We start from the raw sequence: 14578 nt of genomic DNA on the forward strand, positions 1-14578 counted from the left end.
TCAGGCTGGTCAGATTCGTCGCACTCGTCAGCCGTGCCGAGGGTGCGGTGAGGGGGCGAGCGGGCCGACCTGCGCCGTCGCCCTGCCCGTGACCTGCCTGCCCGTAACCTGGAGGGGTGATCGACATCAAGGCTCTGCGCGACAACCCCGACGTCGGACGCCGCAGCCAGCGCGCCCGCGGCGCCGACGAGACGCTCGTCGACCGCATCCTCGCCGCGGACGAGCAGCAGCGCTCCCTGCTCACCGAGTTCGAGACGAGGCGGGCCGAGCAGAAGGCGATCTCCAAGTCGGTCGGGAAGGCGTCGCCGGAGGAGCGACCCGCCGTCCTGGCGCAGGCGAAGGCGCTCGCGGACGGCGTGAAGCAGGCGGAGGCCGCGGCCGACACCGCGCGCGCCGACCTGGACGCGCTCGTCTGGCAGATGCCGAACATCGTGGTCGACGGCGTCCCCGAGGGCGGCGAGGACGACTATGTCGTGCTGCGGCACGAGGGCGAGATCCGCGACTTCGACGCCGAGGGCTTCGCACCCCGCGACCACCTCGAGATCGGCGAGCTCCTCGGCGGGATCGACATGGCGCGAGGCTCGAAGGTGTCGGGTTCGCGCTTCCACTACCTCGTCGGGCTCGGTGCGCGCCTCCAGCTGGCCCTCCTCAACGCCGCGATGGACCGCGCGATCGCGCACGGCTTCCTGCCCGTGATCACGCCGACGCTGGTCAAGCCCGAGATCATGGCCGGCACCGGCTTCCTCGGCGCGCACGCCGACGAGATCTACCACCTGCCCACCGACGACCTCTACCTCGTCGGCACCTCCGAGGTCGCGCTCGCGGGCTACCACTCGGGCGAGATCGTCGACCTCGAGGCGGGGCCGCTGCGCTACGCCGGCTGGTCCTCGTGCTTCCGCCGCGAGGCGGGCGCCGGCGGCAAGGACAACCGCGGCATCGTGCGCGTGCACCAGTTCGACAAGATCGAGATGTTCGTCTACACCACGCAGGAGGAGGCCGCGGCCGAGCACGAGCGGCTCCTGGCGTGGGAGGAGGAGATGCTCCAGATCGCCGGGCTGCCCTACCGCGTCATCGACACCGCCGCCGGCGACCTCGGCTCGTCCGCCGCGCGCAAGTTCGACTGCGAGGCGTGGGTCCCGAGCCAGGGCACCTACCGCGAGATGACGTCGACCTCGAACTGCACCACGTTCCAGGCCCGTCGCCTCGGCGTGCGGGAGCGGACCGAGGACGGTTCGACCCGCCCCGTCGCCACCCTCAACGGCACGCTCGCGACCACGCGCTGGATCGTGGCGATCCTCGAGAACCACCAGCGCGAGGACGGCTCGGTCGAGGTGCCCGAGGGACTGCGGGGCTATCTGGGCGGCCTCGCGGAGCTGCGCGCGTGAGCGCTGCCGAGTACGAGGCTCCGCAGGAGATCGACCCGACCGAGCACCTCGGGCTGGACGCGCCCGAGGGGAGCGAGCCTCCGCCGTCGTTCGCCCCCGCCCTCACGGCGCGAGCCGGGATCACCGCCGGCGGTGACGCGATGGTCTGCCTCGACATCGACGGCACCCTCCTCGGCCACGACGGCTCGCTCAGCACCGAGGTGCGCGACGCCGTCGCCGCCCTGCGCGCGAGCGGCACGCACGTCGTGCTCGCCACCGGCCGCGGCACCCCCGGCCTGCTGCCGGTCGCGCGCGAGCTCGGGATCACCTCCGGCTGGGCGGTCGGCTCCAACGGGGCCGTCACGCTGCGGCTCGACCCGGACCTGCCCGACGGGTTCGAGGTGCACGACGTCGTCACGTTCGACCCCGCCCCGGCCGTCCGCATGCTGCTGGCCGAGGCGCCGGACGTGCTGGTCGCCGTCGAGCACCTGGGGCGCGGCTTCCGCGTGACGGGCCGCTTCCCCGACGGCGAGCTCACCGGTCCCCTCGAGGTCGTCGGCATCGACGAGCTGCTCGCCGAGCCCGTCGCGCGCGTGACGCTGCGCGCGCCGGGCCGCTCCACGCAGGACTTCGTCGACCTCGTCCAACGCGCGGGCATGCACGGCGTGACGTACGCGATCGGGTGGACCGCGTGGCTCGACATCACGCCCGACGGCGTCTCCAAGGCCTCCGCGCTCGAGCGGATCCGGGAGCGGCTCGGGGTCGCGACGTCACGGACCCTCGCCGCGGGCGACGGCCAGAACGACCGCGAGATGCTGCGCTGGGCGGCGCTCGGCGTCGCGATGGGCAACGCCGACGACGGCACCGCGGCCTGCGCCGACGCCGTCACGGCACGCGTGGAGCACGACGGCGTGGTCCCCGTGCTGCGCTCGCTCCTGCGCGGCTGACGCGCCGTCGCGGGTCGCTGCTCGGTGGACGGCGGTGCGCCGCGGCGGTCGTGGTGGGAGAGTGGTCCCCGTGACTGCTGACAACGCTGCCATCACCGCCGCCATCGCCGCCCCGCTGACCTGGCTCGGCACGCCCGCGCACGCGCGCTGGCTCGAGCAGCACACGGACGACCTCATCGCGTTCGCGTCCGGGAGCGCCGTGGAGGCCGGCTTCGGCTACCTCGACGGCGACGGCGAGGTCGGCGGCTCGGGTGAGGCCGAGGAGGCGCAGCTGTGGATCACCTGCCGGATGATCCACTCCTACAGCCTCGGCGTGCTGCTGGGCCGCCCGGGCTGCGCCGTCCTGGTCGACCACGGGCTCGAGGCGCTGCGCGAGACCTTCGCCGACACCGCGAACGGCGGCTGGTTCGCGAAGGTCACCCCGCAGGGCCCGACGGCGGACGTCAAGGAGGCCTACGCGCACGCGTTCGTGCTGCTCGCGACCTCCTCGGCGACGCTCGCCGGTCGCCCCGGCGCGGCCGAGCTGCTCGCGCAGGCGCAGGAGGTCCACCTCACGCGGTTCTGGAACGAGGCCGAGGGCATGGCCGTGGAGTCCTGGGACGCCGCGTTCACCACGTGCGAGGACTATCGCGGCGTCAACGCCAACATGCACACGGTCGAGGCCTACCTCGCGGTGGCCGACGCGACCGGCGAGGGCGCCTGGCGCGAGCGCGCGCTGCGCATCCTCGAGCGCGTCATGGGCTACGCCGAGGAGTACTCGTGGCGCATCCCCGAGCACTTCAGCACCGCGTGGGAGCCGCTGCTCGACTACAACACCGACGAGCGCGCGCACCCGTTCCGGCCGTTCGGCGCGACCGTTGGGCACTGGTTCGAGTGGGCGCGCCTCGCGCTGCACGCGCGCGCCGCGGTGCTCGCGCACGGCGGCGCCGAGGGTGAGGTCGCGTACCTGCTGGACTCCGCCGTCGCCCTGTTCGAGGCGGGCGTGCGGGAGGGCTGGGCGGTCGACGGCGCGGACGGCTTCGTCTACACCGTGGACTTCTCCGGCGAGCCGGTCGTGCGCGACCGGATGCACTGGGTGGTCACGGAGGCGCTCGCGGCGGCGGCCGCGCTGTGGCGCGCGACGGGTGAGGCCTCCTACTCCACCTGGTACGAGACGTGGTGGGACTACGCGCAGCTGACGATGCTCGACGGGTCCGGCTCGTGGGTGCACCAGCTCGACGCCGACAACGAGCCCGCCGACTCCGTGTGGCCCGGCAAGCCGGACATCTACCACTCGATCCAGGCGAGCCTCATCCCGCGTCTGCCCCTGTACCCGGCGCTGGCGAGCGCGCTGAAGGCGGGCCTGCTCGATCGCTGACCCGGCGGTCGGCGGCGCTTTCCCGCTACGCCGATCGGCCGTCGGCGACGCTGTCCGGCCACCTCGGTCGGCCGGCGGCGACGTCCGGCCACGCCGATCGGCGGCCGGCGACGTCCGGCTACCTCGATTGACGGCCGATAGCTCGCCGCCGCGCCCCGCGCCCTCGCTGTGAGCGGCTGGGTCTCGCTCACAGCGGCTGAGTGCGGTGGCGCAAAAGACCTACCCCTTCTGACCTGCGGCGATGCGCTGGCCTGATTGAGCCGGTCGCCTCCAGCCGCTCACAGCGAGACGCAGCCGCTGTGAGCGAGGCTCGGCCACGGCGCAGCCCCGCCGCCCGATCGGCCGGGCCGAGGCGCCCGGGCGCTCGTTGCGCTTCTGTTCCGTCAGTGGGGGTGTCCGCTGGGAGCGGCTGAGCACGGGGCCACCCGTCCGCCGGGCTCCCGACCTGCAGCGATGTCGGTGCTGGGACGGTGGGAGCACGCTCAGCCGCTCACAGCGGACGGGTTCGCGCCAGGGTTGGGCCATGACCCCGCTCGGGGTTCGGCCACGACCGAGTTAGACGTGTCGACCGGTCCGCCGCCGCCGCCGGATCGGGGCGGGCGAGCGGGGCTAGCGATTCCTTCGCTGTAAGCGGCTGGGTCTCGCTCACAGCGGCTGAGTGCGGTGGCCTCTGACGCCCACCCCCTCTGACCTGCGGCGACGTTCTGGCCCGATCGAGCCGGCCACCGCCAGCCGCTCCCGGCGAGACGCAGCCGCTGTGGGCGAGGGTCGACGACGGCGCAGCCCCGCCGCCCGAGGTGGGCGGTGGGGCTGCGAGGCGGGCGGGCCGGGGCTCAGCGCAGGACGGGGAACCGCTGGACGATCGAGGTGCGGGCCCACCAGCGGCCGGCGCCCCAGGTGTCGCCGGCGAGGGTGACGGCGGGGATCAGCAGCAGCATCGCCTCCATCCAGTGCGAGTCGAGGACCGGGTTGGTCCCGTGCTCGCCGACCCACGGCAGCGCCACCAGGTACATGAACAGCATCAGCAGCACGCCCGAGACGGCGGCGATCCGGACGCCCGCGCCCACCAGCATCGCGACGCCGATCCCGAGCAGGCCGAGCATGAAGATCGCGTCACCGAACGGGTTGGCGAACAGGGTCTGGTAGAGGCTCTTGAGGGGCTGGTCGTCGGCGATCGCGTTGTTGATGTAGCCCTGGGCGGGGGTGCCGCCGGCGAGGACCGAGCGCTCGGGCGCCGTCGTGAAGCCGAGGCCGAACAGCTTGTCGAGGAAGGCCCACACGAAGTACGAGCCGATGACGATGCGGGCCACGGCCAGCACCCGCCGCGCGAGCGGGCTGGTGACGATGTCCTCCTGCTGCCTCACCCGGGCGGGGAGGGTGCTGGGGCGGTGGGCGGTGGCGGTCATCGTCGGGTTCCCTTCGGGACTGGAATCACTCGGTGTGATCCGGTACCTCAAGGATTCCGCGCTCTGGCAACGGAAACAGGGGGCCGAAGTCCCAGGGAGTCTCGCCGTCGAGAGGCCCGACGTCGAGCGACCGGTCCGCGAGTCTCGCCGGGCGGGCCCACGGCGGAGCCCGTTCCGACTCCCTTCTGACCGCGCCCTCAGGGCCGCACGAGGAACGTCAGGCGGTCGACGCCGTCGGGCAGCTCGAGCGCCGCGACGCCGCCCGTCGCCTCGATCTCGGCGGGCGAGCGCGGGACGAACACGCTCAGCTCGAAGCCGGCGCCGCCGTCGGGACGCTGCGCGGCGGCCGCGCGCACTTGCGCGACCCGCTCGGCCAGCGCGGGTCCGCTCGCGCCGGTGATGTTGGCGCCGTCGGCGATCCGGGTGGCGAGCTCGAGCGTCGCGCGCGTGCTGCCGCCGATCACGACCGGCGGGCGGGGCCCGACCACCACGCCACTGAGACCGTGCGTCGCCACCGACCCCGTCGCGTCCTCCCCGCGCCAGATCGCGTCCAGCGCGGCGACGTGCTCGACCAGCAGCTCGCGACGGCGCGCGGCCGGTCGCACCGTCCGGCCGACCGCGGCGTCCTCGCGGGCGAACGGCGAGCCGGGCCCGGCACCCGCCCCGATCCCGGCGACCACGCGGCCGGGCGCGAGCTGCCCGAGCGTGTCGAGCGCGAGGGCGAGCTGGACGGGGTGGCGGTTGTGGATGTTGGCCACGAGCGTGCCGATCCGCAGCCGCGAGGTGCGGGCGGCGATGGCGCCGAGCAGCACGAACGGGTCGCGCGCCGCGCCTTCGCCGGGGGCGCCGGGCGAGGCGAGGGAGCTGAGGTGGTCGAAGACCCACACGCCGTCGTACCCCTCGCCCGCGGCGCGGACGGCCGCCTCCACGATCGCGCGCGCATCGCCCCCGAACGTGGACAGGACGAGGTCGTGCTTCACGGCAGTAGCACCACGCTGCCGACGGCGCTGCCCTCGCGCAGCATCGTGTGCGCCTCGGCGGCCCGCGCCAGCGGCAGCTCGGCGTGCACGAGCGGGCGGATGCGGCCGGCGGTGACGTGGGGGAGGAGGTGCGTGGCGACGTCGGCGACCACCGCGGCCTTCTCGGCCGCCGGGCGCGCGCGCAGCGTGGTGCCGTGCACGCTCGCGCGCTTCTGCATCAGCGTGAGGAGGTCGAGCTCGCCGCGCCGCCCGTCCTGCGTGGCGATGACGACGAGCCGGCCCCCGGTCGCGAGGCGCGCGAGGTTCTCGCCGAGCGCGCCGCCGCCCAGCACGTCGAGCACGACGTCGACGCCGCGCCCGCCCGTCGCCTCGAGCACGTCCGCGGTCACGCCCGCGGCGTCGCGCTCGCGGTGGTCGATGACGACGGCGGCGCCCAGCCCGCGCACGACGTCCACCTTGGCGGTGCTCGCCGTCGCGATGACGCGTGCGCCGAGCGCCGCGCCGACCTGGACCGCGACGGACCCGACGCCGCCCGCGCCGCCGAGCACGAGGAGGGTCTCGCCTGCGCGCAGGGCCCCGACGGGGCGGTCGCCGACGCCCACGAGGTTGGACCAGACCGTGGCGAGCGCCTCGGGGAGCGCCGCCGCCTGCGCGTCGGTGAGCCGCGCGCCGTCGGGCCCCGGGGGATCTCCAGGAGCTGGCCGGCCGGGGCGACGACGTGCGTGGCGTACCCGCCGCCGGCCAGGAGCGCGGCGACGCGATCGCCGTCGTGCCACCGCGTGACGCCCTCCCCGACCGCCTCGATCACGCCCGCGACCTCGAGCCCGGGGTAGGCGGGCGCGCCGGGCGGGGGCGGGTAGTGCCCGGCGACCTGCATGAGGTCGGCGCGGTTCACGCCCGCGGCGCCGACGTGGATCAGGACCTCGCCCGGCCCCGGCGCGGGGGTGGGGACGGTGGCGGGGTGCAGCGCGCCGTCGCGCACCTGCTGGATCTCCATGCTCGCGAACGTATCAGCGACCTCCGACACGCCTCAGACACCCGCAGGCGTAGCCTCGGGGCATGCCTCTTCACGGTGAGTACGCGCCGAGCACGTCCGACTGGGCCCGCGAGCAGGCCGAGCTGATCGAGAGCTCCGGCGGCACGCAGGGCACGGAGATGCGCGGTATGAAGGTGATCCTGCTGACGACGCTCGGGGCGAAATCGGGCAAGCTGCGCAAGACGGTCCTGATGCGGGTCGAGCACGATGGCGCGTACGCGGTCGTCGCGTCGCTCGGCGGGGCGCCGCAGCACCCGCAGTGGTACTTCAACATGCTCGCCGAGCCGCTCGTCGAGCTGCAGGACGGGACCGCGAAGGGCGACTACGTCTCGCGCGAGGTGACCGGCGAGGAGAAGCGCGTGTGGTGGGAGCGGTCGGTGGCCGCGTTCCCGACGTACGCGGACTACCAGGCGGGGACGGATCGCGAGATCCCGGTGCTCGTGCTCGAGCCGGTGGCGGCGGGCGACGGCGCAGCCTGAGTCGGGCGCGCGGGGCGCGGCCGGTCGGGGCGCGGGGCGCTCAGGGCCGTGCGCCGCGGCACGCTGGCACAATGGACAGGGCTCCGCGGTGCTGTCGTGCCCGGCACGGTGGTTCGCGGGCCGGGAGAGGTGACAGAGCGGCCGAATGTGACGGTCTTGAAAACCGTTGTTGTGCAAGCAACCAGGGGTTCGAATCCCCTCCTCTCCGCCCAACCGTCCTCGTGGGGAAGTTCCGCAGGCTGAGGCCTGCGTAACTTTCCCACGAGCGGCCGCGTCACGGCACGAGTCCCAGGTCGCGCGCCTCCTGGTCCGAGAGGACCTGGCCCGCGGGCGGGGCCTCGATGGCGGGGACGTCGGCGGGGTCCTCGACGTAGATCAGACCGCTGGCCAGGCCGCTGGAGTAGTGAATGGCGTGGAGCCCGCCGTCGTCCTCGAGGTAGACCTCCATCGTGGTCGTGCTCGGGACCGCGTCCGGGATCGTGACGATCGCGTTCAGAGCGGTGACCTCGACCCCGCGGCTCTCGAACCGGCCGACGTCGGTGAACTCAGGGCCGGCGCTCAGCAGCTCGCGCACGCGGGTGATCGGATCGTCGAGGTTGGGCGGGGCGCCCTCGTAGGTCACCCACCGCCCGGGTGCGACGGGGGCGGCGGAGATGTAGGTGACGCCGTCGAGCATCACGAGGACGAGAGGATCGGTCGCGCCGTTGGTGGCGGACTCCACGCGAGCGGCAACCGGGGTGCGCGTGTAGTCCCACACCGCGGTCCGCTCGATCGAGTCGCCGTCGGGCGTCGTCTCGCCCTCCTGCGTCGAGACGGTCTCGACGGTGTCGAGACTCGTGAGGAGATTCGCGGCGAGGTCGGGGTCGTCGGCCGGGTTCTCGCGCTGCCCCGACGACTCCGTGGTCGGCGCGGGGGCGGTCGCCTCCGGTGCGTCGAACGCTGTCGCCGTGTCGGACGGTTCTGCCGCGCCGGAGGCGCTCGGCTCGATGGTCCGCTCCTGGGTGTCGCTGCCGGGGTCTACTGCACATGAGCTGAGAAGGAGCCCGACGGCGACGACGCCGACGGCGAGAACGGCAGGGTTCGAGCGGGTGCGGGCCATGGGGACCTCCGAGACGGTGGGTGGTCCTTGAACGCTAAACCGTCTCAAACGACCTCAGGGTCGAGCCGGGTGGATCTGTGGACAACCGCGGCGGGGCGACGGCGTAAGACGCCACTCACGGCTCAGGGGCCCTTGTTGGTGGTGAGGTTGGTGGGTCGGTCGGTGACGGGGACGTCGATGGCGTTCTCGAGGTCGTAGTCGAAGGTGCCGTTCTGGGTGGGGCCTTGCCAGGTGATGGTCCAGTTGCTGGTGGCGGTGAGGGTGTAGGTGCCGGGGGTGGTCCAGCGGTGGCCGCAGTCGGGGTCACCTTGGAGGCTCATGCTGATGGGCGCGGTCGCGACCTCGTCGCGGGTGCAGGTGCGGGTGCTGCCGTCGCCGGTGTCGTACGTGACGTCGTCCAGGGTGGCGTTCAGCGTGATGGTGATGCCCTGTTCGGTGACGGTGGTGCCGATGGGTCCGATGGCGGGTGGTCCGCCTTCTGCCCAGAAGTAGGCGGGGGCGCCGATGAGGACGTTCGGGTCGGCGAGGTTGGGGCGCGGGGCCATGCCGACTGTCACCGGCGCGAGGTTGAGCTGAGCCAATGCCGCGCGGGCGAGCGCGGCCTCGTCGATCGGCGCCGCGACGGGTGGCTGGGCCTGCCAAACGGATTCGGTGCCCTCGCACTCCGCGATCGTGTCCCCGACCTGGATCGTGCACGGGTACGGGGTGCACGTCACGACGACCCCGTCTTCACGGCCGGCCCAGATCGGGTCCTCGCGGGGCGGTTGCGGCTGGTCGACCCGGGCGTAGCACTTCCCATTCCACGATCCGGCGAACGATGTGCAGGGGATAGTTCTCCCGGCCCATGTGCACGAGACCGGTGGCTGACCGACCTCCACCGGTTCTCCGGGGTTGATGATGGGTCGAGGGGGAGTGACGGAGCCGTCGCACCCCGCAGCGGCTCCGAGGAACCTCTTCTCCTCGCAGTCGATGGCCGGGAGTGGAGCGGTCGGGGCAGCCTGTGCCGCCACGGGAGTTGCGATCACGGCGAGGGCCAGGATCCCGAGGAGCGCGACCGCGCGCAAAAGATGGTCCATCGATCGGGGGAGCGACGCGAGCTGTGTGCTCAGCACCCGTCAGCCTTCGTCTGGTCCAACGTGATGAACACCCAGTTGCCGCTCTCACGGTGCTCGATCACGGCGCTGTAGCTCGTGCGCGGCTGTCCCGCCTTCGGGATCTCCGATCCGTCCGGAAGGTAGATGCGAACGGCTTCGTTGTTCTCGCAGTAGGTGACCTGCACGCTGGGGCGCCCGTCGACTCCGGGAGTGGGAGTCGCTCGGAAGTCCTCCACGCTGGCGGTCCCCTCGGTGCGCAGCTGATCGGTTTCTGCCTGGGCGAAGACCGACCCCCAGTAGTCGGTGAGTTCCACCGTCCCCCAGTAGGGGAGGAGAGTCGCGGCCCAGTTCTCGAAGTTGGCAGCCCCTACCTCTGCCTGCGCCGCGTAGTACTCGACGACGGTCGCCTTCGCCGCCTCGATGTTCTGCTCCTCGGGCGTTAGCGTCGGCGTCTCGCTCTCGCTCGCCGTCGGGCTCGGAGTCTCGGTCTCCGTCTCGCTAGGTTCCGCCGACGTCGTCGCCGTCGAGCTCCCCGTCGGCTCCGGCGGATCGTCCGGCGAGCAGGCGACGAGCCCACCCGCAATCAACCCCACCGCAGCGATCCCCGCCGCTCCGCGCACGTAGCGCCCACCTCTGGTCATGGCCCCGCCCCCTGACGATCCAGATCTGGGCCGAGACTAGGCCACCACCCGCGCACCCACCAGACCCACCGCACATCTGTGGACACGCGCGCGAAACCCTCCGTGCCGTACCGTGGCACCACCGAATCCCCGCCCCGAAAGAGGCCCCCGTGAGTGTCGTCGCCGAGCACGCCGTCGTCTCCATCCAGGTCGCGGACTTCGCGATGGCCGAGCCCGGCGGGAAGGCCACGATCGTCGGCTCCGGCATCTCGGTCCTGACCCACACGGCGGGCAAGGCGTCCACGACGCGGTTCAGCGTCGTCGTCGAGATCGAGGTCCCCTACGACCTCCTGCCCCAGGACTTCCCGATCGAGGTCGCGCTCGTCGACGGCGCGGGCGGCCTCGTCTCGCCGGGCGGCGGTCAGCCGCTGCGCATCGCCCAGCTCGCGAGCGTCGAGCGCCCCCAGCGCACCGCCGGCCTGTCCTACCCGCGCGAGGCCCTGCGCGGCCGCACCCGCATGGTCGTCGACTTCGCCCAGGGCCTGCCGTTGCCCGCCGACGCCGCCTACGCCTGGCGCGTGCTGGTCGACGGCGACGAGACCCGCTCCTGGACCTACCCGTTCGCCGTCGCGACGTCGGGTGCGGCCACGGGAGCCGGCCCCGTCATCGGCTGATCCGCCCGACCCCTCACGAGAACGTCAGAGGCCGCGGTATCCACACGGATACCGCGGCCTGTGACGTCCTCGACCTCGCCCGACCTGCCGAGAACGTCCTGGGCCGCGTTCACGGGTCGGTTCGCGCGGCCCAGGACGTTCTCGGCGGGGTGGGGGGTGGGTGTCCGGGACGGGGACGGGGCGGAGTTGGACTCAGGAGTCGGTGGTCGCGCCGGCACCCGCACCGGCAGCCGGCGGCTCGCCCGTCCCGCCGCCCATCGGGCCACCGGCGGGCGGCTCGCCCATCTCGCCGCCACCCATCGGCCCACCGGCCGGCGGCTCGCCCATCTGGCCCCCGCCACCCATCGGCCCACCCATCCCGCCGGCCGCCGCCACCCCGGCGACCACGTCGACGGATGCTCCGCCGTCGACCGTCACCGTGTACGTCTCGCCGGTCACGATCGCGTCCGAGGAGTACACGACCGACGCTGTCGCCTTCGAAGCGGCCAGCGTCGCCACCTCCGCCCCGGAGGAGTCCGTCACCACCACGCTCGACCCCGCCGGCGCGTCCACGGTCGCCGCGATCCAGCCCTGCGCCGAGTCCGCCGACGGCGAGACCGCCATCCCCGCCGACCCCAGCGCCGCCAGCGTGCCGCCGGAGACGTCGAACGCACCGTCGACGTCGAGCGCGCCGTTGCCGTCGTTCGTCGGGCCGTTCACGACGACGTCGCCCCCGGTCATCGTCAGCGCGCCGTTCGCGTCCAGCCCGTCGCCGTCGGCGCTCACCACGACCGATCCGGCGGAGATGAGGATCCAGCGCTCGGTCGCGGTGTCGGAGGCGGCGTTCACGCCGTCGTCCGACGCCGTGACGTCCACGTCCGCGCCCACGAGCGCGATCGTCGCCGCCTCGACGCCCTCGTAGGACGCCGTGACGGTGACCGTCCCGCCGCCGAGCACCACCGAGGCCTCGCCCTTGACCGCGTCGTCGACGGCGGAGACGGTCAGCTCGCCGTCGCCCACGATCGTGTCGGTCTGGGCGATCACGCCGTCGTCGCCCGCGGTCACGGCCACCGTGCCGCCGAGGATCGCGATGTAGCCGGCGGTCGCGTCCTCGTCGTCGTCGGCCTTCATCCCGTCGCCGCCCGAGGTGACCGTGAGGCTCCCCCGAGCACGACGAGGTAGTCCTTGCCGCGCACGCCGTCGTCGGCCGCGTCGACCGTGATGTCGCCGCCCGCGATCACGAGCCCGTCCTTGGAGGTGATGCCGTCGTAGCTGCGCCCCGTCACGGTGAGGGCGCCCGACCCGGCGATCGTGAGGTCCGCCGTCGAGTACAGCGCGGCGTTCGGCGCGTCCTCGGCGTCGGCGTCCACGTACGTCTCCGCGTCGGTGAGCGCGTTGGTCGAGCCGTCCGCGAGCACGACGACGATGCTGCCCGCGTCGGTCACCTGAAGCGGGGCGGTGGTGGAGGAGGTGAGGTCCGCGCCGTCGAGCACGAGCCGCACCACCCCGTCATCCGTCGTATCGACGACGATCTGCCCGTCCGTCAGCGTCCCGGACACCACGTAGGTCCCGGCCGCGGTGATGGTGACGGTGCCGCCGTCGACCGTGACGCCGTCGCCGTCCACGCTCGCGCTCCCGCCCTCGAGCGTGATCGCGACGGCGGAGCCCGCGTCGTAGGACGCGTCGCCCTCCTCGTAGGCCAGGTTCGCGGCGAGCGCGGCGTCGACGCCGGTGAGCGAGGCGTCTGCCGTGGCGGGGGAGCCGGTCGCGGTGGTGCCGCCGGGGCCGGCCTGGCCGCCCTGCTCGCCCTGCTCGGCGGGCGCTGTCGAGGAGGACGACGCGGCGTCGCCGTCCGCACCGGACGCGGAGGCTGTCCCGCACGCGGCGAGGACGCCGAGGCCGAGCGTGGCGGCGAGGGTGGTGGCGACGGCGCCGCGCAGCGATCGCAGCGCGGCGGGACGGTGACGGCGGGGGTTGGTCGAGGGTCGCACGGTGGTCTCCTTCAGGAGGTGGGGGAGGGGGTGAGGGTGAGGTCGCGCAGGTCGCGCACGAGGCGGTGCCAGCGGTGGTGGGAGGGGGCTGCGCCGTCGGGCGTCTCGGCCGTGAGCGCGACGCCGCACGCGTACTTCGACAGCCGCACGGGGCGGCGGCCGGAGCGCCACAGCAGGCGGTCGAGCTCGCACGGGCGGCCGGTCGTCTTGGTCTCGAGCACGGCGTGGTCCGGCAGGGTCAGGGTGCGTCCGGTCGCGGTGTCGCGCCAGGTGAGCGCGGTATCGACCGTGACGCGGCTGCCGCTGGCGGGCAGGTAGAAGGTGGTGCGGTCGTAGGCGACCTCGAGGACGGGCGTGAGGGGGCGATCTCGTGGCCGGTGCGCATCCGCACGGTGGCGGCGGCGAAGCGGCGCGCCTCCTCGGGGGTCGCGACGGCGAGCTCGAGCCGGTCCTTGACCGTCGCGCCGCGCGCGGCGGCGGTCTTGACCTCGAGGTAGGTGAGATCGGGGCCGACGTACGTGCGGCGTCGGACCTTGAAGCGGTCCGGGCGGCCGAGCGCGGCGAGGCGGTAGGCGGTGAGGTCGGCCGTGTCGAGGTAGGTGGAGCGGTAGGCGTGGGCGGTCGCGCCGTCGATCGTCAGGACGCGAAGGTCGGGGTCGGCGTGGGCGACGACGGCGAGCTGCGCCGTCGGGAGCAGGTACTTGCGGTCGGTGCGGGTCAGGAGCGCGGCGCTCGCGACCAGCTCGGCCAGCGTGATCGGGGTGGCGGTGGTGGGCGCGGTCACGGGACGGTCATTCCTCGGGCGGGGTGGCGGGTGTCGGCGGCGTGCAGGGCGTCGAGCGCGGTGGGCGCGGCCGGGGTCGCGGGGGTGGCAGGGGAGTGGACGGTGGTGCGCGCGAGCGGGGCGACGGCGGAGGTGAGGTTCGGTCCGTCGGGCGCGGCGGGGGCGCCGGGGCGGAGGCGGTAGCGGACCTCGACCCAGGTGGAGTCGTTGACGAGGTCGAGGCGCTGGACGGTGACGGCGCGGACGTCGGCGTGCAGGAGGGCGGCGAGGTGGAGGCGGAGCTCGGACTCGTCGGGGATCGCGCGGTCGAGCACGATCGTCTGGCTGCGGGAGGTGGGCAGGAGGCGGGGGTGGTCGGCGAGGTACATGACGCCGACGACGAGCGCCATCCCCGCGGCGGCGAGCCAGACGGGGCTGGGGGCGAGGCCGCCGAGAAGGCCGATCGCGAGGGACGCGAAGTAGTAGGCGACCTCGCGTTGGCTCAGCTCGTCGGAGCGGAGGCGGATGATCGAGAGGACGCCGAGGAGTCCGAGCCCGAGGCCGGCGCCGACGGCGGAGCTCGCCAGCGTGGCCGAGACGGTGAATACGCCGATGTTGATGCCGAGGTAGGCGACGACGAGGTCGCGGCGGTGGTGGCGCGGGTGGTAGAGGCCGAGCACCAGGACGAGGACGGCGGCCAGATCGGCGGCCAGCAGGGTGAGGGTGGGGCTGAGTGACATGAGGGCTCCTGAGGGTGAGGAGACCCATGGAAGCCGGGGGTGCTGGTGC

Annotated in this window: 15 protein-coding genes, 1 tRNA gene and 2 pseudogenes; 6 read left to right on the plus strand and 12 right to left on the minus strand. The window is 73.7% G+C overall.

What is annotated here, in order from left to right; all coding sequences use genetic code 11:
- The first annotated feature begins 116 nt into the window (after window positions 1-116).
- From serS to QQK22_RS16635, 3 genes are all read left to right on the plus strand, one after another.
- A complete protein-coding gene (gene serS, locus QQK22_RS16625; RefSeq protein ID WP_284252230.1) occupies window positions 117-1385 on the plus strand; it encodes a serine--tRNA ligase in 1269 nt (422 codons plus the stop codon).
- On the plus strand, window positions 1382-2311 hold the full coding sequence (locus tag QQK22_RS16630; protein WP_284252232.1) for an HAD family hydrolase: 930 nt from the start codon (window positions 1382-1384) through the stop codon (window positions 2309-2311). Before serS ends, QQK22_RS16630 begins: the two co-directional genes overlap by 4 nt.
- A 70-nt stretch (window positions 2312-2381) precedes the next feature.
- Entirely contained in the window at window positions 2382-3668 is a 1287-nt protein-coding gene (locus QQK22_RS16635; RefSeq protein WP_284252234.1) for an AGE family epimerase/isomerase, read from the plus strand.
- Window positions 3669-4501: 833 nt separating this feature from the next.
- On the opposite strand, the gene QQK22_RS16640 is transcribed toward QQK22_RS16635, so the two are convergent.
- The 4 genes and pseudogenes from QQK22_RS16640 to QQK22_RS19005 form a co-directional block, all read right to left on the minus strand.
- Window positions 4502-5074 (minus strand): DoxX family protein, encoded by a 573-nt coding sequence (locus QQK22_RS16640; protein WP_284252236.1) that lies wholly within the window; start codon window positions 5072-5074, stop codon window positions 4502-4504.
- A 197-nt stretch (window positions 5075-5271) separates the two neighbouring features.
- Window positions 5272-6054 carry an LLM class flavin-dependent oxidoreductase gene (locus QQK22_RS16645; protein ID WP_284252238.1) on the minus strand — a complete coding sequence of 261 codons (783 nt, stop codon included), beginning with the start codon at window positions 6052-6054 and terminating at the stop codon, window positions 5272-5274.
- Window positions 6051-6656, minus strand: a complete 606-nt coding sequence (locus QQK22_RS16650; RefSeq protein WP_284252239.1) for a zinc-binding dehydrogenase — start codon at window positions 6654-6656, stop codon at window positions 6051-6053. The genes QQK22_RS16645 and QQK22_RS16650 overlap by 4 nt, the downstream gene beginning before the upstream one ends.
- 140 nt (window positions 6657-6796) lie before the next feature.
- Window positions 6797-7051: pseudogene (locus QQK22_RS19005) on the minus strand (alcohol dehydrogenase catalytic domain-containing protein); the annotation flags it as partial.
- A gap of 62 nt (window positions 7052-7113) precedes the next feature.
- Between QQK22_RS19005 and QQK22_RS16660 the strand changes: the two are divergent.
- Together QQK22_RS16660 and QQK22_RS16665 are read left to right on the plus strand one after the other, a co-directional pair.
- Window positions 7114-7569: a nitroreductase family deazaflavin-dependent oxidoreductase gene (locus tag QQK22_RS16660; protein WP_284252242.1), complete on the plus strand. Its 456-nt coding sequence runs from the start codon at window positions 7114-7116 to the stop codon at window positions 7567-7569.
- A gap of 123 nt (window positions 7570-7692) precedes the next feature.
- Window positions 7693-7777 (plus strand) — tRNA-Ser (locus QQK22_RS16665).
- Window positions 7778-7843: 66 nt separating this feature from the next.
- On the opposite strand, the gene QQK22_RS16670 is transcribed toward QQK22_RS16665, so the two are convergent.
- The 3 genes from QQK22_RS16670 to QQK22_RS16680 form a co-directional block, all read right to left on the minus strand.
- The gene (locus tag QQK22_RS16670; protein WP_284252244.1) at window positions 7844-8668 is read right to left on the minus strand and encodes a hypothetical protein; all 825 of its coding nucleotides are present in this window, start codon (window positions 8666-8668) and stop codon (window positions 7844-7846) included.
- A gap of 122 nt (window positions 8669-8790) precedes the next feature.
- Entirely contained in the window at window positions 8791-9384 is a 594-nt protein-coding gene (locus QQK22_RS16675) for a hypothetical protein (protein WP_284252246.1), read from the minus strand.
- Between the two features lie 389 nt (window positions 9385-9773).
- Entirely contained in the window at window positions 9774-10403 is a 630-nt protein-coding gene (locus QQK22_RS16680; protein WP_284252248.1) for a hypothetical protein, read from the minus strand.
- Window positions 10404-10552: 149 nt separating this feature from the next.
- Here QQK22_RS16680 and QQK22_RS16685 point away from each other — a divergent pair, with 149 nt between their 5' ends.
- Window positions 10553-11056, plus strand: coding sequence for a hypothetical protein (locus QQK22_RS16685; protein ID WP_284252250.1), 504 nt, complete (start codon window positions 10553-10555; stop codon window positions 11054-11056).
- Window positions 11057-11248: 192 nt separating this feature from the next.
- Here QQK22_RS16685 and QQK22_RS16690 read toward each other — a convergent pair whose 3' ends face one another.
- The 5 genes and pseudogenes from QQK22_RS16690 to QQK22_RS16710 all read right to left on the minus strand — a co-directional run bounded on the left by QQK22_RS16690 (window position 11249) and on the right by QQK22_RS16710 (window position 14529).
- On the minus strand, window positions 11249-12166 hold the full coding sequence (locus tag QQK22_RS16690; protein ID WP_284252252.1) for a carbohydrate-binding domain-containing protein: 918 nt from the start codon (window positions 12164-12166) through the stop codon (window positions 11249-11251).
- Window positions 12163-13026 carry a carbohydrate-binding domain-containing protein gene (locus QQK22_RS16695; RefSeq protein ID WP_284252255.1) on the minus strand — a complete coding sequence of 288 codons (864 nt, stop codon included), beginning with the start codon at window positions 13024-13026 and terminating at the stop codon, window positions 12163-12165. Before QQK22_RS16695 ends, QQK22_RS16690 begins: the two co-directional genes overlap by 4 nt.
- Before the next feature lie 11 nt (window positions 13027-13037).
- Window positions 13038-13346, minus strand: a pseudogene (locus tag QQK22_RS16700) (hypothetical protein); the annotation flags it as partial.
- A complete protein-coding gene (locus tag QQK22_RS16705) occupies window positions 13265-13810 on the minus strand; it encodes a VTC domain-containing protein (protein ID WP_284252257.1) in 546 nt (181 codons plus the stop codon). The pseudogene QQK22_RS16700 and the gene QQK22_RS16705, both read right to left, overlap by 82 nt.
- Window positions 13807-14529, minus strand: coding sequence for a DUF4956 domain-containing protein (locus tag QQK22_RS16710; protein WP_284252259.1), 723 nt, complete (start codon window positions 14527-14529; stop codon window positions 13807-13809). Before QQK22_RS16710 ends, QQK22_RS16705 begins: the two co-directional genes overlap by 4 nt.
- Between the last annotated feature and the right edge of the window lie 49 nt (window positions 14530-14578).

This window comes from Litorihabitans aurantiacus (assembly GCF_030161595.1).
Taxonomy (GTDB): domain Bacteria; phylum Actinomycetota; class Actinomycetes; order Actinomycetales; family Beutenbergiaceae; genus Litorihabitans; species Litorihabitans aurantiacus.